This window comes from Campylobacter corcagiensis (genome assembly GCF_013201645.1).
In the GTDB taxonomy this organism is placed as follows: Bacteria; Campylobacterota; Campylobacteria; order Campylobacterales; family Campylobacteraceae; genus Campylobacter_B; species Campylobacter_B corcagiensis.
Genome location: NZ_CP053842.1, coordinates 1,218,393 through 1,240,354, shown reverse-complemented (window position 1 = coordinate 1,240,354; position 21,962 = coordinate 1,218,393). Strand labels below are relative to the sequence as shown.

Genomic DNA, 21,962 nt, shown 5'->3' with positions numbered 1-21,962 from the left:
CTATGCCTTTTTGATTATATAAAGTTGCTCTTTAACATGAGTAGGGCGAGAGTGAAGGTTTCTGCTAGCGCGAAATGCGTTATATTTTTGCTCTAAAACTTTAACCTTGCCAAATTTTTCTAAGTCATTTAAAAATTCATCTTTTTTAATAAACCCTTCGCAGTTGTATGAAATAAGAATAAATTTAGAATTTAACTTATCTATAATGTCTATTAAAGCATCTTTAGCGTGTTTTTTTTGATTAAAAACGCTTCTATTCCAGCCCTGTTCTATGCCTGAAATTTTAGAAATTTTAGTTGGGCGTTTATATTTTGCTATTAAATTTAGCATAAAGTAGTTTGAGCCATATGGATGTTGATTATAAGGTGGATCTATATAGCAAATATCAGTATCAACGCTACTTGCAAGATCATTTGCATCGGCTTGAGATACTTCAAATTTAGAGTTAAATTTACTAAAGACTGGCTTTTGAAGTGAAATTTCACCCATTATGCGTTTAAGAGCATTTTTGCCTTTTCCGCCATACTCGCCAACCCCATTTTCGTTTTTATAAAAGCCTTTAAAAACCCCACTTGTATTTGCATGAACACTAGCTTCATAAAGTAGCGGTGCTAAGAAATAAGGCTTTAAATTTGCTGGGCAAAATTCATCTATATTTTGCCTTATAGTGTCGATAATTTTAGCATTTTTTATAGTATAAAAGGCTCTATCAAATTTGGTTATATTTTTTTCATTTTTTGGAGCGTAAAATTCTCTTATAAAGCCACTTTTTAGATTGGTTGTATCTGAAATTTTATCCCAAATTTCATCTATTTTAGCCATTAAAATTTCACTATCATTACTTAAATAGCACTTATTTATCACTTTTGAGTATAACTCTAAATCATTTGCTAATATAAAATTTGAGTGAGCTTTAGCATATCTTGAGACGATCCCGGAGCCACTAAAAAGATCACAAAAGCTAACTTTATCTTTTTTAAGCTCACTTTTTGCTATCTCAAAGCCTTTTCCTACGAAATCAAGAAGTGAGCGTTTATTTCCAAGATAAGTAATGATTTGTTCTTTTAAGAATTTAGGATTTTCTCTCAAACATCGCTCCTAAATCTAAAGCCAAATGTCGAACCAACGCCTAACTGGCTATCTATAATCATCTCAAAACCATGAAGTTTTAAGATATTTTTAACTATATAAAGTCCAAGCCCAAAGGAGTTGTTCCAGCTATTTTCATCAGCTCTATAGAATTTTTTAGTAATTAGCTTTATATCTTTTTGATTAACGCCAACACCACTATCTTTTACAACTAAATCTGAGTTCGTGATTATAATTTCAACGCTATCATCTGAGTATTTTAAGGCATTTTCACATAAATTTTGTATAACTTGCCTTATCATGTCAGCATCAGCTTTGATTATTACATTACCCCCTTTTACTAAGATATTTCTACCTTTAAATTTATCCATTAGCTCTTTTGAAATCTCTAAACTCAGTGCTTTTAAATTTACATCTTCAGTTTTTAAAGAGAAGTTATCAATAAATGCAATTTTTAGTTTATCTATTAAATTTACAAGTTTTTCTGAGTTTTTGACTATTTTAGTGATAAATTTATCCTTACTTGTTTCATCCATATTTTCATCATTTTTAAGAGTTTGAGCTGAGGCGGTTATGATAGATATAGGGTTTTTAAATTCATGAGATATTGAACTTAGAATTCCTTCAAGTTGAGTGTTTTTAAGGCGAATTTTAGCTGAGCGTTTATTTAGTTTATCATCCAAACTCTCCATACTGTTTTTCATATCGTTTAGCTGAAGGCATATCATATCAAATTCGTTAATTAATGATCTTTTTATGGTAATGTTGTAATTTTTTCTTGCGACATTTTCTAAGAAATGCTGAATTTCACTTAGTTCTTTATCCATAAGTTTGCTAAAAATTTTAGCTATCATGTATGTAAAAACTAGCCCAGCAAGAAAAATAGCTAAAAGCCTAATAAACATCGGAGTTAAAGTAAGATAAATGCTATCTATGTTTATGGCTGTGATAATAGTATAAATTTTACCATCAAGATCTTTTTGAATGGCTTTATAAACTACTAAATTTCCATCTATAACATCTTTTTGCATATTTTGACTAAAATCTTGAAGTCCTAAAAATATATCCATAGATATGATGCTTTTATCGCTTATGGCAAATTTACCAAGTTTGTTATCTAAAATTCCAATGTGAGAGTTTGTTTTTGTAGCTAAATCAGAAATTCTACCATCTGACATACCATCAGCTTTCATGCTAATGTAGGCTAATTCTATAATTGTATCTAGGTTTTTATCAGCTCTTTTAAAGGCACTATTTTTTTCATGCTGATATAGGTAGAACGATAGTGAACCAAAAAGAGTGGTTGTAGTTACAAAGAAAAATATTAAAAATAGCTGATGTATTTTTAGCAAAGTATATATCCTTCTCCTCTAATTGACTTTATGTACTCTTTACTCTTAAGTGGGTCAATCTTTTCTCTAAGACGCTTTATAGCGATATTTACAGTTTTTGGGTTTGAGTTTTCGTCCCCCCAAACTCTTTCAAGCAGATAATCTCTTGAGAGTAAAATATTTTTATTTTTTATAAATTCCAAAAGTAGATCTGTTTCTAGCTTAGTTAGTTCTATATGTTTACCGCCGACCTTAACTTTGGCTGAGTCTTTATTTATCACGATATCTCGGAATTTATAAATTTTAGCCTCTTTTTTGGTTCGTTTTATGATGGCATTTACCCTTGCTATGAGATTGTCTATATCAAATGGTTTTGTTATATAGTCATCCCCACCAGCCTCAAAACCCTGCAATTGCTCATCTTTTGTAGTTTTAGCAGATAGAAAAATAACTGGAGTGTTGTATCCTTTTTCTCTTAATTTTTTTATAAATTCACTACCTTCAGTTCCTGGTAAATTTCTATCAACTATCAAAAGATCAACGCTTTCTTCATTTAGAAGTTGCTTGATTTTAGAGGTACTTAAAAACCCCAAAACTTCAAAACCATCTCGCTTTAAGTTGTACTCTAAAAGATCGACAATATCCTCTTCGTCATCAATGATTACAACAAAACCTTTCACGAGCGTTCCTTTTTAAAATTTAGGCTAATTATAGCATAAAAAGCTTATAACAAAAATCGATAGAGCTTATATGTTTTTATCTTTTGTTTTTAAGTTGTTTGAAATTTTATTACAATTTTCATCTTTACACCTAAAAAATAGTATAACTATAGCTGTAGATACAACAGCGGAAATTGCACATATTATAAACCCAATTTTGGGGGTAAACGCACTTACTGCCCAGCCACTAAATAGCGCTCCAAAAGGAACTGAACCTGAAAAACAAAGAGCATATATGCTCATCACTCGCCCCCTATACTCGCTTTTTGTGTTTAGCTGAAGGATTGAGTTTATACTAGCATTTGTTATTACAAATGATGCTCCAGTAAGGGCTAAAAAAACTCCTGAAAGATAGAAATTTCCACTTATTCCAACTAGTGATAGTCCTAAAGATGCAATAAATGGTATAAATACTAAGGTTTTTATACTTACTTTTCCATAACTTGCTATAAACAAAGCTCCAAGAAAAGCTCCAACTCCAAGAAAACTCATTAAATATCCAAAGGTTTTTTCATTTCCCATTAGTCCATATTTGGCATATGCTGAAACTGTAATGCTATAGTGAGGCAAGAAAAGACATGAACAAAGAAGGATTAAAAGACAAAAGCGAAGTACGGGGCTATTTTTTACATATTTTAACCCATTAATAACTGAATATAGAAATTTTTGATCTATTTTTGGTTTTACTCTATCTTTTTTAATACTAATAAAAAATAAGCTTATAATTATGGCAAAAAATGATATAGCGTTTCCTAAAAAACACCAAATAAGACCAAATTTAGCTATCACAACTCCAGCTATTGCTGGCCCAATAACTCTAGCGACATTAAAACTCATAGAATTTAGCGCTACAGCGTTTGAGATGAGTTCATCTTTTTCTACTAATTCATATACAAAAGATTGTCTAGCAGGTGCATCAAGCGAGCTAGAAACACCATTTAAAAATGATAAAAAAAGTATGAGATAGAAATTTTCAATATTAAAAAACATCATCAAAGAAAACATAAGAGCAACTATCATCATTAAAGTTTGAGTTAAAATAAGTATCTTTTTTATCTCAAATTTATCAACTAACGCTCCAGCAAATACGCTTAAAAATAGTGGTGGTAGAAACTGAAAAGCAGCCACTAGGCTAACCAAAAATGGATTATTTGTTATATTAAGAGTTAGCCAAGGAACAGCAATTGCTTGCATCCAAGAACCAATTAGTGATAAATTCATGCCAATAAAATAGATCCTAAAATTTATAAATTTCAAGGACTCAAATGGATTGTGTAATTTTTTATTCATAGCAGCATTATAACTAAATTTATAAGCTTTTATTGCTGGGTATGAGTGTTTTTTAAATTTAAATCTTTTATGAAAATATATAATTTAAAATATATAATTTGGATTTAAAGTAAAATAAGATAAAATTACGCAAATAAGTGGCGATATTTTAGATAATTTGCTTTATAAAATGTTTCCAACTTGTTTCTTTGGGTTGTTACAATTTCTTAAATTAATTTTGAAAGGATTACAATGTTAAAAAAATTAGCATGTACAGTAGTTGCAGCAGGCGTTGCAGTTAGTACTCTGTCAGCAGCAGATAAAATTCTAGGTCAAGGTGCAACATTCCCAATGCCAGTATATAAAGAGTGGGCAGCACTATACTATAAAGATACAAAAAATCAAGTTACATATAGTGGTGGCGGAAGCGGTAAAGGTGTTTCAGCTATCACAGATAGAAATGGAAATTTTGGTGGAACAGACTCAGCTCTTAAAAAAGATGAGTTAAAAGAGAAAAAGCTACTTCAGTTCCCAGCTGTAACAGGAAGTGTTGTTTTAGCTTATAATATTAACGGTGTTGATGATCATGCTTTAAAGCTTGATGGTAAAGCAGTAGCTGGAATTTTCAGTGGTAAAATTACAAAATGGAATGACCCTTATTTAGCGGAGTTAAACCCAGATTTAAAACTTCCAGCAGCTGATATCGTTCCAGTTGTAAGAAGTGAGTCAAGTGGTACAACATTTAACTTTACAAGTTATATAGCAAGAGCTGATGCTGACTGGGCTAAAGAGTATGGTGCACACAAATCAATAAATTGGGGTGCAAAAGTTACTCCAGCACAAGGTAATCCGCTAGTTGCAAAAACAATAAAACAAACTCCAAATTCAATTGGTTATATAGAGTTTGCATATAAAGTACAAGAAAAACTAAAGGCTGCTACACTTAAGAGTAAAGCAGGTGATTGGGTTGCTCCAACAAAAGAGGGCTTTGATAAAGCAGCATTAAATTCTAACTTCAGCATTGATGAGCACTTCTATGATGTTCTTGCTTATACAGATGGAGAGGGTTCATACCCAATCGTTGCAGCTACATTTATAGTTTTACCAAGTGATAATGTAAAAGATGGTAAAAAAGTAACATCATTCTTTAACTGGGCATTTACAAATGAAAAAGCAAAAGCTGCTGCTGAGAAACTAGGTTATCTTCCACTTCCAGCAGATACAGTTAAAATGGTTCAAGAGTACTGGTCAAAATATGACATTGCTCCAGAGAAATAAACTGTTTGATTAAATAGTTCTTATCCCTAAGGCTAGAAAGCTTTAGGGATTTTTAAATTTAAAGGTAGACTTATGACACAGCAAGATCAAAAAAAAGCCAAAACTAAAGAGCTGATATTTTCAAATTTAGCAAGAATATCTTCTATACTAATCCTTATAATACTTTTTGCAATTTTTTTAGCACTTTTTTGGTATTCACTTCCAGCTATAAAAGAATTTGGACTTAAATTTATCGTTGATCCTACTTGGGATGTTAATGGTAGAAAGCTTGGCGGCTTCACAGCTATTTTTGGAACGATAGTTTCAACATTTATAGCTATGGTTTTAGCAACTCCTGTGGCTATTGGTATAGCTATATTTTTAACAGAGATAGCCCCATATAAAGTAAGAACTTTTTTTAGTGTAAATATTGAGCTTTTAGCAGCCATTCCATCTATAGTATATGGAATGTGGGGATTTTTATACTTTGTGCCTTTTGTTCAAAAAGTATTTGGTGGTACTGGACTTGGACTTTTAACAGGTGGTATTGTTTTAGCAATTATGATACTTCCATTTATCGCTTCTGTTACAAGAGATAGCATGGAGACAACTCCTGCTATTTTAAAAGAGAGTGCTTATGCTTTAGGTGCTACAAAATTTAATGTAATAAGTAATGTTATCTTTCCATACGCAAAAGCTGGAATTTTGGGTTCAATTATACTTGCACTTGGTAGGGCTTTTGGAGAGACAATGGCTGTTGCATTTTTATTAGGTGGAGCGATGGTTATACCAGAAAGTATTGTTGATCCAGCTACTAGTATACCTGTTACCTTAGCACTTCAATTTGGTGAAGCTATGGGCAATCCTATATACGAAAGTGCGATGTTTTATTTAGCACTTATACTATTTGTGTTAAGTTTTGTTACGATTTTAGCAGCGAAACACTTTTTGTTAAAAGAAAAAAGGATAGTTAAATGAGTAAGATGAATGAAGAGTATAAAGATTTAATAGCAAAAACAGCTGCAAAAAGAGTAAGAACTGATAAAATAGTAAGATATTTTTCTATAGCATTTGCTATTCTTGGACTACTGTTTTTGTTTTGGATAATGCTTACTTTGGTCGTTAAAGGCTTAGAGGGCTTTAGTTTTTCTATTTTCATAAATGATACTGTTTTTGATGGTTTAAGAAATGCTTTTGTTGGTCATACTATATTAGTTGCTGTGGCATCGATTATAGGCATTCCTTTAGGGCTTTTGGCTGGAACATATCTAAGTGAGTATGGCGGACCAAATGATAAAAAATCAAATTTTGTAAGAAATATGAGTGATGTTATGATGTCTACACCATCAATTGTAATTGGTGCTTTTGTTTATGCTGTTATGGTTAAGACAATGGGTGGATATAGTGGTATAGCAGGAGCTGTTGCTTTGGCTATAATGATGGTGCCAGTTGTTTTAAAAACTACTGATGATATGTTAACTCTTGTTCCACAAACTCTTAGAGAAGCTGCTTTTGCGTTAGGAGCTCCAAAATATAAAGTTATATTTAGCATAGTTTTTAGAGCTGCTAAAAATGGTCTTTTAACTGGCGTTATTTTAGCTATTGCTAGGGTAGCTGGTGAGACAGCACCGCTGCTTTTTACATCGTTTCATAATGAGTTTTTAACATTTGATTTATTAAATAGTATGCCTTCACTAACAAATACCATATATGAGTTTACTCAAGCACCAAGCGAGGAGAAAAATGCAATAGCTTGGACCGGTGCGTTAATGTTAGCAGTAGTTGTTCTAGGTATAAATATTATAGCTAGATATATGATAAAATCTAAAAAAGCAAAAAATTAAAAGGAAAATTTATGGCAACTATAACTAAGATAGAAGATAGACAAGCTTTAGAGATAAAAGACTTTTCATTTTGGTATAATGGAAGTTCTAAGGCAAATTTAAATAAAGTAAATTTACCAATTGCTGAGAACAAAGTCACAGCACTTATTGGACCATCAGGTTGTGGTAAATCAACTCTTCTTAGATCGATAAATAGAATTCACGACCTTTATCCTGGAAATAGATATGAGGGTGAGATTTTATTTAATGGGCAAAACATTCTCGATCCAAAGGTTGATTTAATTGATTTAAGAATAAAAATAGGTATGATTTTTCAACAACCTACGGCTTTTCCAATGAGCATTAAAGATAATGTCGAGTATGGCTTAAAGCTTCAGGGTATTAAAGATAAAGCAAAGCTTAATGAAATAGTTGAGAGATCTTTAAGGGGTGCAAATATTTGGGAAGAGGTCAAAGATAGACTAAATGATGATGCTGGTGGTTTATCAGGCGGACAAAGACAAAGACTTTGTATCGCTAGGGCTATTGCAGTTCAGCCTGATATTTTGCTATTTGATGAGCCAACTTCAGCACTTGATCCAATATCAACAGTAGCTATTGAAGAGCTTATTAATACTTTAAAAAAGGATTATACTATCGTAATAGTTACTCACAATATGCAACAAGCTACAAGAATAAGTGATTATACAGCTTTTATGTATCTAGGTGATTTGGTTGAATTTGGTGAGACAAAGCAGATTTTTGAAGCACCAAGAGAGAAGCTTTTACAAGAGTATGTTGGTGGTAAATTTGGGTGATTAGTAGTTTATTTTTTTATGCTAAAATTAGCTGATGAGAAGTAAGTTACCAAAAGATATTGAAGATGAACTAATAGCTACCCTGATGAATATAAAGCCAATGGAAATTTGGATATTTGGTAGCTATGTTTTTGGAAGTCCAACAAAAAGTAGCGATGTTGATGTATTTGTTGTCAAAAAGAAATTTAAAAAAAATACGCATAAAAAGATAGTTGATCTTAGAAATGATCTTAATGAATTTGCGCGCAAGTACGATATAGAAGTCGATCTTTTTGTTGACACTAGGGAAAATATAAATCAAAAACTTTTGATGAAAGATGTTTTTTATACTTCTGCTTTTTCAAATGCAATTAGAGTCTATACTAAAGAAGAAAAAGAAGATGCAAAGCCTGAGATAAGTAAATTTGAGGCTTTTAAAAGACTTATGATGGATCTATTTAGGGGATAGGGTTTGATTAGAGTTTTACTAATATCACTATGTTTTTCACTATGTTTTAGTAGGAGTATTGTTGGCTATGGTGGAACATTTTCAGATATGCTTATAAATGAAGCTACAAAATCTTTTGAAAGTAGCACAGGAAATAGAGTTGAGTATAAGTCTATAGGCTCTCTTGGTGCTATCAAACAGCTTATGCTTAAAAAATCTGATTTTGCAGTCAGTGACATAAACTCAACTTATGAAAATTGCATAACAAAACCACTTCTTAGTGGAAATATAGCTATATCTTATAACTTAGATGGAGTTAGTAAGTTAAATTTAACTCCTGAGATTATATCTATGATTTATCAAGGAGAGATAAAATTTTGGGATGATGATTTAATAAAAAAAGCAAACCCAGATTTAGAACTTGTTCATGAAAAAATTAATATATTTCATAGATATGATGGTTCTGGAACCACTCTAAATTTTACTAAATTCTTACAGCAAAACTCTAATTCTTGGATGCTAGGCTTTGGTGAATATATGGATTTTAAAGTTGGCGTTGGTAAAAAAGGCGGACCAGAACTTGCTAAATTTATAGATAAAACACCAAATTCTATAGGGTATGTGGGCTATCTTGATGCAAATGCTACTGGTTTAAAAAATGCAAATATAGTTATAAATGGTAAAATTTATAGCCCTGAAGATGAGAGTTATCCTCTTAAAAACTATACATATTTTATATATCCAGAAGGTAATAAAAATAGCGAAAAATTTTTAAAATTTATATATGATAATGTAGATACTTTCACAAGTAGCAAGTTTTTTAACTTTTAGAAGATGGATTAAAATTTTGTTATAACTTCAATAACAATACTAAGCTTTTTCTTATAAAAAAACGCTATAATTACGCGAAAAGATAAAGGTAGAAATTTGACAAAATTCAAAATAGGTGCTAAGTTTGGCTCTAATTGATTTGGTTGATGTTACAAAAAAATTTGGCATTAATACTATTTTAGATTCTATAAATTTTAGTATAAATGAAAAGGAGCGTATCGCTATCATTGGTAAAAATGGTGGTGGAAAGTCTACGCTTATGAAAACAGTAAATGGCGTAATAAAGCCTGATGATGGAAGGGTTATTGTCCAAAATGGTATAAATGTCCAAATGCTTGATCAAAATCCTAGCTTTGATCCTAAATTTAGCGTTTTAGATGCTATCAAATTTCAGCTTAGTGAGATTTATGAAGCTTTAAGTGATTATGAAAAAACATTAGATCTCTTAGCTAATGACCCAGAAAATCCCGAGCTTATCAAAAAACAAAATGACCTTATAAAGTATATAGAAAGCAAAGATGGTTGGAATATAGATAATAAAATTAAGCAAGTTGTTGAGCATTTTGGATTAGATGAATTTAAAGATAGATCGGTTGCTAGTTTAAGTGGTGGAGAGATAAGACGCGTAGCACTTGGCGGACTAATCTTAAAAAAACCAGATGTGCTTTTGCTTGATGAGCCAACTAACCACCTTGATGTTTATATGGTTAAATTTCTTGAAGAGCTTATTTTATCAAGCTCACAAACTGTTGTTTTTATAAGCCATGATAGATATTTTATAGAAAAAATTGCGACTAGAAGCGTTGAAATAGATGATGGTAAACTTACAAATTTTGCTGGTGGCTACTCATATTATTTAGAAAAAAAGCAAGAGATGCTTGCTAGCATGGTAAAAACTCATGAGACTTTAGTTAAAAATTTAAAGCGTGAAGAGGAGTGGTTAAGGCGTGGCGTTAAAGCTAGACTTAAGCGAAATGAAGGTAGAAAACAGCGTGTTTTTGCTATGAGAGAAGAGGCAAAAACAAATCCTGGAATAATCAGAAAAGTAAAGCTTGAATTAGAACGTGCAAACACTAGCTTTTCAAATTCTTCATTTGCTGGTAATCGCCAAAAGATGCTTTTTGAGGCTATAAATTTAGGTAAATCAATGGGGCAAAAGGTCTTATTTAAGGGCTTTAATGCTAGAGTTTTGCAAGGTGAGCGAATCGGAATAGTTGGTAAAAATGGTAGCGGAAAAAGCACACTTCTTAAAATTTTACTTGGCAAATTAACTCCTGATGAGGGGATAATTAAAAAAGGAGATGTTAGTATAGGATATTTTGATCAGATGCGCGAAGGAATTAGCGACGATAAAAGTTTGATTGAGATATTTTGTCCAAATGGAGGTGATCATATTACGGTTAGAGGTCACTATATGCATGTTTATGGATACCTTAAAAATTTTCTTTTTCCTAAGGAGTTTTTAGGTAAACCAGTAGCAACTTTAAGTGGTGGTGAGAAAAACCGTTTAGCTTTAGCAAAGCTTTTTACTAAGGAGTATGATTGTTTGATTTTAGATGAGCCAACAAACGATCTTGATATAGCTACTATAAATATCCTTGAAGAGTACCTACTAAGCTTTAATGGTGCAGTTATTATTGTAAGTCATGATAGATATTTTGTTGATAAGATAACAAATAAGCTTTGGATATTTGAAGAAGGTGGTCATATAAATCAAACTTATATGCCATATAGTGAGTATTTAGAGTATGAAGATGAGATAGAAGAGCTTGATTTGATACAAAAAGAAATTTCTAGCTCTTTAGAAAATTCTAAAACCAAAGATAAAACTGTAACTAAAAAGCTAAGCTATAAACAAAGTAAAATTTTAGAAGAGTATCCAGCTTTAATACAAGCTCTAGAAGATCGCATAAAGTGGTTAAATAGTGCTTTATCAGATCCTGAAATTTATCAGACTATGAGTATACAAGATCTTTTTGAAGAGCTTGAAGAAAAAAAAGGTGACCTTTTACATATGGAAAATGAATACTTTGAAGTCTTAGCTATAAGTGAGAGTTTAGAGAACTAAGTAAATAGCTGTTTAGCTATTTACTCAACCTTTTTCCCTACTATCTTTAGTATTGCAAACATTCCTACACAACCAACTAGAAGTGCTATCCAAACATTTAGCCCTAAAGCCACTGGAATATATCCTAGTACTATTGTCGCTACTCCAACTGCAAAAGAGTATGGCATTTGGGTTGATACATGGTCTAAATGCTCACAACCTGCACCCATTGATGAAAGGATTGTGGTATCACTTATCGGTGAGCAGTGATCTCCAAATATTGCCCCTGTTAAGACAGATCCAATTGACATTATCATATAGTTGTGAAGACCAGAACCTTCTAAGCCATTTACTCCACCAACAGCATAAGCTAAAGGCACAACTAAAGGCATTAAAATTCCCATTGTTCCATAGCTTGTCCCAGTTGAAAACGATATAAAACCACCAAGAACAAATATAATAGCAGGTAGAGCAATAAGTGGAACTTGATTTGATAGAAGATGCACAAGGTAAGTTGATGTTCCAAGTTCTTTTATAACACTGCTTAAACTCCACGCTAAAAGTAGAATAACTATAGTTATAAGCATAGTTCTCCACCCCTCAAGCCAAACTTGAATAGCATCTTTTGTGCTAAAAATTTTGCGTTTTACTCCCATAAAAATTGCTACTACTGTGGCAAAAAGAGCAGCTTGAAATATAACAACAGATGCATCTGCTTGACCAAATGTCTCCCTTAAAGCAAAAAATGATAGTGGATTTTGTTTTACCTTAGTAAGTGTGTCGCCTTCTAATGCCCCAAGTCCGTTTAGATAAAAGCCTACAATTGAAGCTATTATAAGTGTAAGAATAGGCACAACAGCGTTTGAAGCTTGTAGTTTTACGCTCTCATCAGGAAGCAATAGAGCATTTTCCCTGCTTATGCTGATATCATTTTTTGATTTAACAATTCCCTCTTTTCTAGCACGAATTTCAGCTTGATACATCGGTCCAAATTCACGGTTCATTAAAGCTGTAGCGATAACAAAAACAAGCATAAAGATATTGTAAAACCTATATGGTATTGTTTCTACAAATATAGCAAAAGGATTTATATCAGTTTGTCCAATTATCTCATAAGCTGATTTTATAACTGAAAGTTCATATCCTATCCATGTTGATATTATAGCAATTCCAGCAATCGGCGCAGCAGTTGCGTCTATAATAAAAGCAAGTTTTTCTCTTGAAATTTTATATTTATCTGTTACTGGACGCATAACTGGTCCAACGATTAAAGAATTTGCATAATCATCAAAAAATATAAATAGCCCCATAATCCAAGTTGCAACTTGAGTGGAAGCTGCACTTTTTGCCTTTTTTGATAGCCAAATAGCAAGAGCTCTTGTACCACCCATTTTCGTAATAAGAGCAACAACACCACCGATACATAAAACCTGAAGCATAATTCCAGCATTCCAAGGATCTGCCATTGAGTTTATAACTTTAGATGTTAAATCTACAAAGCCTGTAGCAAAGGATTTTAGTATTCCATTATTTACCATGCTTAGCATATAAGAGCCACTAAAAACCCCTATAAAAAGTGATAAAATAACATCTTTTGTTATAAAAGCTAAAATAATAGCAACAAATGGTGGAATAAGGGTAAAAAAGCCGTAAATTTCAGCATTTTTGGCTGAATCATTAGCAAAAAGCAATCCGCTAAATGCTAAAATAATAAAAATTTTTTTCATAACAGTCTCTATAGAATTGATCTAAACCTATAAGTATGCCAAAATATCTTTTAAATTTAGCTTATATTAAGATTTATCTTATACAATTTTGAGTTAAAATTTATAAGGATTATATATGTTATGTGTATTAATAACGGCTTTTTTACTCTACTCTTTGGTTCAAATTTATTTAGAAATTTTAGAGTTAAATTTTATTAAGACTGAAGCTAAAAATAAAGCTGTTGTTTTAGATGAAAGTGAGTATAAAAAAGCTGCAGCCATTGGGATAGAAAATCATAAATTCAAGGCTTTTAGCGTGGTTTATGACTTTTTTGTAGTTGTTTTTTGGTTAGGTTTTGGGCTTAAATTTCTATATCAAAATATAGTTGTAAATGGCACTGTTTTAGAAAATTTAGCTTTTGTGATGAGCTTTATTTTGATAAATTCACTTCTTAGTTTACCACTTGAAATTTACTCTAAATTTGTAAAAGATAAGAAATTTGGCTTTTCAAATATGACTGTAAAAATATTTATAATTGATACTTTAAAAACCCTTGTTATAACGCTTATTGCTGGATCAATTATGGTTTGGCTACTTATTTTATGTGTCAATTTTTTAGGCAGTTCTTGGTGGATTTGGGCTGGAATTTTAAGTTTTATCATAGTTTTAGCTATAAATTTTTTATATCCAACTCTTATAGCTCCTATGTTTAACAAAATGAGCCCTTTGGAAGATGATGATTTAAGGGGTGATATTGAGAGACTTTTAAATGAGTGTGGGTTTAAAAGTAGTGGAATTTTTACAATAGATGCTAGTAAAAGAGATAACCGTTTAAATGCTTATTTTGGTGGGCTTGGAAGCTCAAAAAGAGTAGTACTTTTTGACACACTTATTAAAAAGCTTAGTCGTGGTGAAATTTTAGCTGTTCTTGGGCATGAACTAGGGCATTTTAAACACGGCGATATAAAGCGAAATTTACTATATTCAGCTGTTATGATATTTATGATGTTTTTTATATTTGGAAATCTACCAACTTCAGTTTTTCAAGCAGTTGGAGTGGCAAAAAGTAGTGGCTCAATTATTGTGATGCTTATGATTTTATCAACTCTTTTAGGATTTATCGCTACTCCAGTTTTATCAACTTTAAGTAGGAAAAAAGAATTTGCAGCTGACAAGCATGGTGCAGATATTCAAAATAGCGAAGATATGGTATCAGCACTTAAAAAACTTGGAAGCGAAAACAAAGCTTTTCCTAAATCACATAAGCTCTACTCAGCTATTTATCACTCTCATCCAACACTTTTTGAAAGGATAGAAGAACTTGAAGGTCGCTGAGGCTATAGCTCTTGCATCTAAGGAGTGCGAGAGTAAATTCGTAGCTAGAGAGCTTATGAAATTTCATCTTAAAGTTACTACAAATGAGCTTTTACTTGCATTAAATGATGAACTTAAAAAAGATAGTGCATATTTTACAAATGTAAAACTTTACAAAGCAGGAGTTGCACTTGAGTATATAACAGGTAGTGCGACTTTTATGGATAAGGAATTTAAGGTAGATCAAAATGTCTTAATTCCACGCTTTGAGACTGAAATTTTAGTTAGTAAAGTTATAGATATAGCAAAAAGATTTGAAAATCCTAAAATTTGTGAGATTGGCGTTGGTAGTGGGATAATTAGCATAATGCTAAAGCTAAATTTGCCAAAAGCAAAAATAGTTGCAACTGATATAAGTGAAAAAGCACTAAAAATAGCGAAATTTAACGCTAGTAAATATAATCTTGATATTAAATTTTATCATACATCTTTGATTGATGGACTTAGCGAGAATTTCGATATAATCGTCTCAAATCCACCATATATAAAAAATAGCTACAAACTTGATAAATGGGTAAGAAATGAGCCAAGTTTAGCTCTTTTTGGTGGTGAAAAAGGAGATGAAATTTTAAAACAAATTATTGCTTTAGCAAAAGATAAAACAAAAATTTTAGCTTGCGAAATGGGATATGATCAAAAAAATTCTCTAGAAAAAGAGCTTAAAAAAAATGGCTTTAGTTATACTTTTTATAAGGACTTAGCTGGCTTTGATAGGGGTTTTGTAGCACAGAGGCTTTTTCTTTGAGTAGTCTTAAAAATCTTTATTTTCATAAAGCAATGGGGTATAAATTTATAGATGAAATTTCTCTTAAGAATTCTAGTTTTTTTATGGATTTAGACTCTTTAAATAGATGTGTTAAAAGTTGTGAGTTATGCTCTTTATCTAAAAGTAGAAAAACACCGCTTATTTTAAGCTCAAAAAGTGCTGATATTATGGTTATTTTTAAAAGCCCAAATGAGACTCAAAATTTAAAAGCAGATATAAAAGCCTGTAAAAACACACTAAAATTTTGTAATACTTTATATGAAATTTTTAAAAATTATAAAATTTCATATAGTTTTTTGCTTAAATGTTATGGAAATTATGATGAAATTTCAGTTTCTATGTGCAAGGATTACCTTTTTGAAGAGATAGAAAAGCTATCTCCAAAACTTATTTTAACAATGGGTGAGCTAGTAAGTAGAGTGGTTTTAAAAAGTAGTGTGAGTTTTGACTCTTTAAAAGGCTCACTTTTTAAGTATAAATACTCTTTAATTATGCCACTTGACAGTTTGGATTATATCTTAAAAAATCCAAGCAAAAAAGATGAATTTATAGAAAGCATAAAAAGAGCTAAAGAGTTTATCAAAACTCCTTAAATTTCTCCATAAATTCTAAAACTTTATCGCTCATCTTAGTTGGTTTTTTATCCACTACAAAAGCAACTTTTATCTTAGCTTCAAATATTTTTTTATCATCTTTAAAGATCTCTTGAAGCATAACGGCACTTGCTTTTTTAAGTTCTAAAACCCGCCCTTTGATTTCTAAAACATCACCTAAAGATGCAGTCGCTAAGAAATTTGCCTCTATTTTTGTAACTACAAAGTGAGAATTTGGGCTAAATTTTACTACACCGTTACTAAAAAATAGCTCACTTCTAGCTCTTTCGCAATATTTGATATAGTTAGCGTGATATACAATGCCAGCAGCATCAGTATCTTCGTAGTAAACTCGTATTTTCATTTAGATTAATACTCAACTTTTCTTGGAAATCTAATGAAAAAAAGTATAGTTTGAGCAAAAAGCATAATCTTCATAACCCACTCACTTGCACCATGCATCTTAGCAAAGCTTTCACTTTCTATAGTTGCTTCTGGACCTAATTTTTGAGCTTCTAATATGTAGTCTGTGAAGTAAAAAACAAACGAAGCTGCAAGCAAAGCATTTATAAAAGCTAGCATAAATGTTGAAAATCTTAGATTAAAGCTTTCATTTTTACTTTTAGCTAAATTTACTGCTTCATATATAAAAGCAACGGCTGAGACAAAAAGCAAAACATTGTTAAATCTTACAAAGATTTCACTCATTAAAATTCCGCTTTGAAAATGAGTTAGTACTCCTTTGCCAATAAGCTCATCAGGATAGAATATCACAGGTGCTACAAATGCTCCAGCTGAGATCTCTAATCCAACTAAAAGTGCTAATAAAAATAGATATATGTTTAGAATTTTTCTCATATTTATCCTTTAAATTTCAAATTTTACTAGTTAAAGATAAACAATTAGTTTTAAATTTAACTCTTAAAGCTTATCTTTTTTTAAGTATGCTTTAGATATAATTAGCGTTTTAAAATTTCAAAAAAGGATTAGCATGAAAAGAACATATCAACCACATAACACGCCTCATAAAAGGACTCACGGCTTTAGAGCTAGAATGAAGACTAAAAATGGTAGAAGAGTTATTAGAGCTAGAAGAGCTAAAGGTAGAAAAAGATTGGCGGCTTAGTGGAGTTTTCTCCTGTTAAGTCACAGGAGTTTAGTATAGTTTATGAAAAGGCTAAAAAGTGGCACTGCGATCCAGCAGTTGTCTATTATTTAGCTTCAAGTGATAATAAATTTGGCGTTATTGCAAGTAAAAAAATAGGTAACGCAGTCAAAAGAAATAGAGCTAAAAGAGTAGTAAGAGCTGCTTTTTTAGAGCTAAAAGATAGACTAAAGCCCGGAATTTATGTCATTATAACAAGGGCAAATATAAATGATATGGAATTTAGTAGCGTTGTAAAGAGTCTTAAATGGTCTTTTAAAAGGCTAGAAGCAGAAAAATGAGAAATTTGATAAGATTTTACCAGAAATTTATCTCGCCTTTAAAGCCCAACTCTTGCCGTTACTATCCTAGTTGCTCAGAGTATGCCTTATGGCAGTTTGAAAACAACTCATTTTTAAAAGCATTTAATGCGAGTTTTTTAAGAATTTTAAGGTGCAACCAGTTTTTTAAAGGCGGCTTTGATTATCCTTTGATAAAAAGAGATTTTAATTTTGTAAAATTTGATCCTTCAAAAAGGAACTTAAAGCTTAAACTTTGGTTTGTGCCATATAAAGATAGTAAATATTATATAGTAAAAAGAGTAAACAAGGATGATTAAGTGATAGATGATAATTCAATGCAAAAAAGAGCCATTTTGGCTATTGTTTTAACCCTGCTATTTTTTTTAGGTTATGACTACTTTTATCTCTCAAAATTTAAAGATACAAATCAAACAGTTACTTCTTCACAGTACGATGCACCAGTAGCAAAATCAAATGTTTCCAAAAAAGCCCCTGTAGAAGAGCAAAAAAGCGTTATTACTACAATAAATTCACGCTATTTTAAAGCTACGATTGATGAGCTGGGACGCTTTAACTCATTTGTTTTAAACGATAGAATTTATGTAGATAAAGAAGGAAAGCAGCTTGATTTAATAGGCGTAAATGCTTCGCCACTTCCGCTTGAAATTCGCTTTAGCGATCAAGAGATTAATAAAAAGGCTTTTGAAGTGCCATATGTAGCAAATAGTGCAAATTTAGATTTAACTAGTGGCGATCAAACAGTAGTCTTAACTCAAGATTTGGGCGAAGTTATAGTAAAAAAAACAATAACCATTTCACAAAAAGGCAACTATAAACTTGATGTTAGTTTAAATAAAGATTTAGAATATTTCATCTCTTCTGGAATGAGACCAGATATTTTAGCTGATAGAATGGCGATAAATGGAACGCTTTTAAGAGAGGCAGAAGATAAAAGTTTAGAAGTTATTAAAGATGGAAAAGTTGATAAAGGTGGCGAAGTTTATAATGATATAGATATTATTTCATCTTTTGATAGATACTATGCGACAGTTTTTTATAGTTTCAACTCACCTTTAAATGTTATATTAAATGAGAATTCTAATGCAAATCAAGTATTTGTTAGCGCAAGTGGAGATTTTAGTGTCAATGGCTTTATAGGACCAAAAAATAAAGAGCTTTTAAAAAGTATTGATCCTGAGTTAATAGACATTATAGAGTATGGATTTTTCACATTTTTAGCTAAGCCGATGTTTAGCTTTTTAAGTTATTTATATAACCTAACAGGAAACTGGGGTTGGGCGATAGTTTTAATGACTATAATTATAAGACTTTTCTTAGCACCACTTACCATTAGGGGAATGGTCTCAATGAATAAACTAAAAGATGTAGCTCCTAAGATAAAAGAGATTCAAGAAAAATATAAAGATAATCCACAAAAAATGCAGCAAAAAGTTATGGAGCTTTATAGACAAAGTGGAGCAAACCCAATGGGTGGCTGTTTGCCGATACTTCTACAAATTCCAGTATTTTTTGCAGTTTATAGAGTTTTAGTAAACGCTATTGAACTTCAAGGTGCACCTTGGATACTTTGGATAGATAATCTTGCAGATAAAGATCCATATTTTATCTTGCCTATTATTATGATTTTTTCTATGTGGCTACAACAAAAAATGACAAATGCCACTTTCCAAGATCCTATGCAAGAAAAGATTATGAAAGCAATGCCTTTTATATTTGGTATATTTATGGCATTTTTTGCAGCAGGTCTTACTCTATACTGGGCGACAAACAACCTTTTATCAGTTCTTCAACAAGCAGTTATCAACCGTATAATCAAAAAGAAAAAAGAAGCAGAAGAGATAAAAAAAGCTGATAAAGAGGTCTTAAAATGAGAGTAGAAGCACAAACTCTTGAAGAGGCAATAATAAAAGCTGCTAAAGAGCTTAACTGCTCCACTCTTGATCTTGACATGAAAGTCTTGCAGCACCCTAGTAAGGGAATTTTAGGATTTTTTAAAAAAAATGCTATTATTGAGGCTTCAAATTTAAAAGTTAGTACAGAAAACATAAAAGCTGAGCCTAGGGTTGAGAAAAAACCTCAAAATAAAAGCGAGAAAAGATTTGACAGTAAAAATAAAAAAAGTATACATAAAGTCATAAATGAGATAAAAAGTGGATTAGATACTCTTTTTGGTACTGGGTGCTTTGATATTAGCGTTGTAGATGTTAGTAGTTTTGATAATACAACTATAGATATAAAGCTTGACGGAAAAGACGCAGCCCTTCTTATAGGTAGAGAAGGGCACCGTTATAAAGCTCTTTCTTATCTTCTTTATAACTGGATAAATTTTAAATATGGCTACCATATCCGCTTAGAAATTTCTGAATTTCTAAAAAATCAAGAAGAGATGATAGATGCTTATCTTGTAGATATCATAGAAAAAGTAGAGTCTGGTGGCAAAGCTCAAACTAAACCACTTGATGGCGTTCTTGTAAAAATTGCTCTAAGTAAGTTAAGAGAGCGTTTTCCTGATAAATATGTCGGAGCTAGAAACTCAAAAAATGGCAGGTTTATCGTGATAAATGAAAGGCGTGACGCTAAGAAATAGCGTTGCTTATAGCTATGTTTGATACAATTGTCGCTACTGCTACAGCAAATGGAGTTGGTGCGATATCTATCGTAAGAGTTAGTGGAAAAGATGCTCTAAAGCTATCGCTAAAGCTTTTAAAAGTTAATAATCTACGCCCAAGAGAGGCTAAATTTGCTAAAATTTATAGTGTAAATGGTGAGCTTATAGATGAAGGCATAATTTTGTATTTTAAAGCACCAAATAGCTTCACGGGCGAAGATATAGTTGAATTTCAAACTCATGGTGGTTTTAGCGTCTCAAATTTAGTTATAGAAAATTTACTAAATTTAGGAGCTAGAATAGCTCAGCCTGGCGAGTTTAGCAAAAGAGCTTTTTTAAATTCAAAGATGAGTTTAAGTAAAGCTGAAACTATTCAAGCCCTTATAAATTCACGCTCAACTGATAGTCATAAAATTCTATCTCGCCAACTTGAAGGTGAACTTGGAAAATTCATTGATGAGTTAAGGGGTGAGTTAGTTAAAACACTAGCTTATGTTGAGACTTGTATAGATTATGCTGATGAAGATTTACCTAGTGATATTTTATCTAGTATAAACAGTATGCTTGATAAAAATATCCAAAAATTAAGTGACATTGTAGAAGTTAGTAGTCAAAGAAAAGGCTTAGTTGAAGGCTTTAAAGTAGCCATTATTGGTAAGCCAAATGTTGGAAAAAGCTCCATTTTAAACGCACTTTTAAAAAAAGATAGAGCTATTATCAGTGATGAAGCAGGAACAACTAGAGATACGATAGAAGAAAGCCTGTTAATTGGCACTCATTTAGTTCGTATAATAGACACAGCAGGCATTAGAGATGGTAAGTCAAATGTAGAAAATCTAGGCATAAAACACTCTTTAAGAGTGGCAAATGAAGCTGATATAATAATAGCTGTTTTTGATAGTTCTAGAGTAGAGGATAAAGAGGATGAAAAAATCCTTGAAATTCTAAAAAATCTAGATAAAAAAGTGATAAAAGTTATAAATAAAAGTGACTTAGATAGAAAGCTAAGTTCTAATATAACAGGAATAGAAATTTCAACTAAAAGCTCACTCAAACCACTACTTGATGAGCTTAAAAAATACCTAGATAGCCAAAACTACGATGGGATTATGCTCATAACTACAAGACAGATAAATGCTACTAAAAATGCCCTAGAGTCTTTAAAAAGAGCTAAATTTCAGCTTGAGGAGAGCGTTTTAGAGCTTTTTGCTTATGAGATAAATTTAGCTATAGCTGAAATTTCAAGCATATCAAGGCCATTTGAGAGAAGTGAAATTTTAGATGAGATGTTTTCAAATTTCTGTTTAGGTAAATAAATTTATGATAAAAGCACTATTTTTAGATAGAGATGGCGTTATAAATGAGGATTTTGGCTATGTCTATAAAGAAGAAAATTTTAAATTTATGGATGATGTTTTTGAGGTTTTAAGATACTATCAAAACTTAGGCTATGAGCTTTTTATCATAACAAATCAATCCGGCATAGCACGTGGATATTATACAAAAGATGAGTTTTTAAATTTAACAAAATTTATGCTTAATGAGCTAGAAAAAGAGCAAATTTATATCAAAAAAGTATACTTTTGTCCGCATTCTCCAGATGATAACTGTAGCTGTAGAAAGCCAAAGCCAGGTATGATTTTAAAAGCTAAGGATGAGTTTGATATTGATCTTAAAAAAAGCATTTTCTTTGGCGATAAAATAAGCGATATGGGGGCTGGAAAAGCTGCTGGAGTTGGGGATTTGTACTTAATAAATAGCAAATTAAATCCGCAACATAATACCTACTTTAAAACTTTTAAAAATATCTTACAAACCATACCAAATTCCTGAAAT

General features: G+C 31.5%; 24 protein-coding genes. 17 read left to right on the top strand and 7 right to left on the bottom strand.

Annotated features, from left to right (window positions below; genetic code table 11):
* From CCORG_RS06365 to CCORG_RS06350, 4 genes are all read right to left on the bottom strand, one after another.
* Window positions 1-1,089 (bottom strand): DNA adenine methylase, encoded by a 1,089-nt coding sequence (locus CCORG_RS06365; protein WP_025803199.1) that lies wholly within the window; start codon window positions 1,087-1,089, stop codon window positions 1-3.
* Window positions 1,086-2,441, bottom strand: a complete 1,356-nt coding sequence (locus tag CCORG_RS06360; RefSeq protein ID WP_025803200.1) for a sensor histidine kinase — start codon at window positions 2,439-2,441, stop codon at window positions 1,086-1,088. Before CCORG_RS06360 ends, CCORG_RS06365 begins: the two co-directional genes overlap by 4 nt.
* Window positions 2,435-3,100: a response regulator transcription factor gene (locus tag CCORG_RS06355; protein WP_025803201.1), complete on the bottom strand. Its 666-nt coding sequence runs from the start codon at window positions 3,098-3,100 to the stop codon at window positions 2,435-2,437. The genes CCORG_RS06360 and CCORG_RS06355 overlap by 7 nt, the downstream gene beginning before the upstream one ends.
* Window positions 3,101-3,166: 66 nt before the next feature.
* Entirely contained in the window at window positions 3,167-4,429 is a 1,263-nt protein-coding gene (locus CCORG_RS06350) for an MFS transporter (protein WP_081755084.1), read from the bottom strand.
* A 231-nt stretch (window positions 4,430-4,660) separates the two neighbouring features.
* Here CCORG_RS06350 and pstS point away from each other — a divergent pair, with 231 nt between their 5' ends.
* The 7 genes from pstS (at window position 4,661) to CCORG_RS06315 (ending at window position 11,632) form a co-directional block, all read left to right on the top strand.
* Entirely contained in the window at window positions 4,661-5,686 is a 1,026-nt protein-coding gene (gene pstS, locus CCORG_RS06345; protein WP_025803203.1) for a phosphate ABC transporter substrate-binding protein PstS, read from the top strand.
* Window positions 5,687-5,758: 72 nt separating this feature from the next.
* On the top strand, window positions 5,759-6,643 hold the full coding sequence (gene pstC / locus CCORG_RS06340) for a phosphate ABC transporter permease subunit PstC (protein ID WP_025803204.1): 885 nt from the start codon (window positions 5,759-5,761) through the stop codon (window positions 6,641-6,643).
* Complete coding sequence (gene pstA / locus CCORG_RS06335; protein ID WP_025803205.1) at window positions 6,640-7,509, top strand: phosphate ABC transporter permease PstA; 870 nt, start codon at window positions 6,640-6,642, stop codon at window positions 7,507-7,509. The genes pstC and pstA overlap by 4 nt, the downstream gene beginning before the upstream one ends.
* 11 nt (window positions 7,510-7,520) lie before the next feature.
* Window positions 7,521-8,306 carry a phosphate ABC transporter ATP-binding protein PstB gene (pstB, locus tag CCORG_RS06330; RefSeq protein ID WP_025803206.1) on the top strand — a complete coding sequence of 262 codons (786 nt, stop codon included), beginning with the start codon at window positions 7,521-7,523 and terminating at the stop codon, window positions 8,304-8,306.
* A 34-nt stretch (window positions 8,307-8,340) separates the two neighbouring features.
* On the top strand, window positions 8,341-8,754 hold the full coding sequence (locus CCORG_RS06325) for a nucleotidyltransferase domain-containing protein (protein WP_025803207.1): 414 nt from the start codon (window positions 8,341-8,343) through the stop codon (window positions 8,752-8,754).
* 3 nt (window positions 8,755-8,757) lie between these two features.
* Window positions 8,758-9,564, top strand: coding sequence for a phosphate ABC transporter substrate-binding protein PstS (locus CCORG_RS06320; protein ID WP_025803208.1), 807 nt, complete (start codon window positions 8,758-8,760; stop codon window positions 9,562-9,564).
* A gap of 124 nt (window positions 9,565-9,688) precedes the next feature.
* Window positions 9,689-11,632, top strand: coding sequence for an ABC-F family ATP-binding cassette domain-containing protein (locus CCORG_RS06315; protein ID WP_025803209.1), 1,944 nt, complete (start codon window positions 9,689-9,691; stop codon window positions 11,630-11,632).
* 20 nt (window positions 11,633-11,652) lie between these two features.
* Here the strand turns inward: CCORG_RS06315 and CCORG_RS06310 are convergent, their stop codons facing one another.
* A complete protein-coding gene (locus CCORG_RS06310; protein ID WP_025803210.1) occupies window positions 11,653-13,338 on the bottom strand; it encodes a Na+/H+ antiporter NhaC family protein in 1,686 nt (561 codons plus the stop codon).
* A gap of 115 nt (window positions 13,339-13,453) precedes the next feature.
* Between CCORG_RS06310 and CCORG_RS06305 the strand changes: the two genes are divergently transcribed.
* The 3 genes from CCORG_RS06305 to CCORG_RS06295 are packed head-to-tail and all read left to right on the top strand — an operon-like array spanning window position 13,454 to window position 16,051.
* The gene (locus tag CCORG_RS06305; protein WP_025803211.1) at window positions 13,454-14,653 is read left to right on the top strand and encodes a M48 family metallopeptidase; all 1,200 of its coding nucleotides are present in this window, start codon (window positions 13,454-13,456) and stop codon (window positions 14,651-14,653) included.
* The gene (gene prmC, locus CCORG_RS06300; protein WP_025803212.1) at window positions 14,640-15,437 is read left to right on the top strand and encodes a peptide chain release factor N(5)-glutamine methyltransferase; all 798 of its coding nucleotides are present in this window, start codon (window positions 14,640-14,642) and stop codon (window positions 15,435-15,437) included. Before CCORG_RS06305 ends, prmC begins: the two co-directional genes overlap by 14 nt.
* On the top strand, window positions 15,434-16,051 hold the full coding sequence (locus tag CCORG_RS06295; protein ID WP_025803213.1) for a uracil-DNA glycosylase family protein: 618 nt from the start codon (window positions 15,434-15,436) through the stop codon (window positions 16,049-16,051). The genes prmC and CCORG_RS06295 overlap by 4 nt, the downstream gene beginning before the upstream one ends.
* Here CCORG_RS06295 and CCORG_RS06290 read toward each other — a convergent pair.
* Together CCORG_RS06290 and CCORG_RS06285 are read right to left on the bottom strand one after the other, a co-directional pair.
* Entirely contained in the window at window positions 16,038-16,415 is a 378-nt protein-coding gene (locus CCORG_RS06290; protein WP_025803214.1) for a YbgC/FadM family acyl-CoA thioesterase, read from the bottom strand. The two genes, CCORG_RS06295 and CCORG_RS06290, sit on opposite strands and share 14 nt — an antisense overlap.
* Window positions 16,416-16,420: 5 nt before the next feature.
* A complete protein-coding gene (locus CCORG_RS06285) occupies window positions 16,421-16,909 on the bottom strand; it encodes a DUF4149 domain-containing protein (protein WP_034971505.1) in 489 nt (162 codons plus the stop codon).
* A gap of 133 nt (window positions 16,910-17,042) precedes the next feature.
* Between CCORG_RS06285 and rpmH the strand changes: the two genes are divergently transcribed.
* Genes rpmH through gmhB form a run of 7 tightly spaced genes read left to right on the top strand, consistent with a single transcriptional unit; the run spans window position 17,043 to window position 21,959 of the window.
* Window positions 17,043-17,177 carry a 50S ribosomal protein L34 gene (rpmH, locus tag CCORG_RS06280; protein ID WP_025803216.1) on the top strand — a complete coding sequence of 45 codons (135 nt, stop codon included), beginning with the start codon at window positions 17,043-17,045 and terminating at the stop codon, window positions 17,175-17,177.
* A complete protein-coding gene (gene rnpA / locus CCORG_RS06275) occupies window positions 17,177-17,497 on the top strand; it encodes a ribonuclease P protein component (protein ID WP_025803217.1) in 321 nt (106 codons plus the stop codon). The genes rpmH and rnpA overlap by 1 nt, the downstream gene beginning before the upstream one ends.
* A complete protein-coding gene (gene yidD, locus CCORG_RS06270) occupies window positions 17,494-17,814 on the top strand; it encodes a membrane protein insertion efficiency factor YidD (protein ID WP_025803218.1) in 321 nt (106 codons plus the stop codon). Before rnpA ends, yidD begins: the two co-directional genes overlap by 4 nt.
* A gap of 18 nt (window positions 17,815-17,832) precedes the next feature.
* On the top strand, window positions 17,833-19,389 hold the full coding sequence (gene yidC, locus CCORG_RS06265; protein WP_371827746.1) for a membrane protein insertase YidC: 1,557 nt from the start codon (window positions 17,833-17,835) through the stop codon (window positions 19,387-19,389).
* The gene (locus CCORG_RS06260; RefSeq protein ID WP_025803220.1) at window positions 19,386-20,105 is read left to right on the top strand and encodes a Jag N-terminal domain-containing protein; all 720 of its coding nucleotides are present in this window, start codon (window positions 19,386-19,388) and stop codon (window positions 20,103-20,105) included. Before yidC ends, CCORG_RS06260 begins: the two co-directional genes overlap by 4 nt.
* 14 nt (window positions 20,106-20,119) lie before the next feature.
* Window positions 20,120-21,442: a tRNA uridine-5-carboxymethylaminomethyl(34) synthesis GTPase MnmE gene (gene mnmE / locus CCORG_RS06255; protein ID WP_025803221.1), complete on the top strand. Its 1,323-nt coding sequence runs from the start codon at window positions 20,120-20,122 to the stop codon at window positions 21,440-21,442.
* Window positions 21,443-21,446: 4 nt separating this feature from the next.
* The gene (gene gmhB / locus CCORG_RS06250; protein WP_034971506.1) at window positions 21,447-21,959 is read left to right on the top strand and encodes a D-glycero-beta-D-manno-heptose 1,7-bisphosphate 7-phosphatase; all 513 of its coding nucleotides are present in this window, start codon (window positions 21,447-21,449) and stop codon (window positions 21,957-21,959) included.
* Window positions 21,960-21,962: the final 3 nt, after the last annotated feature.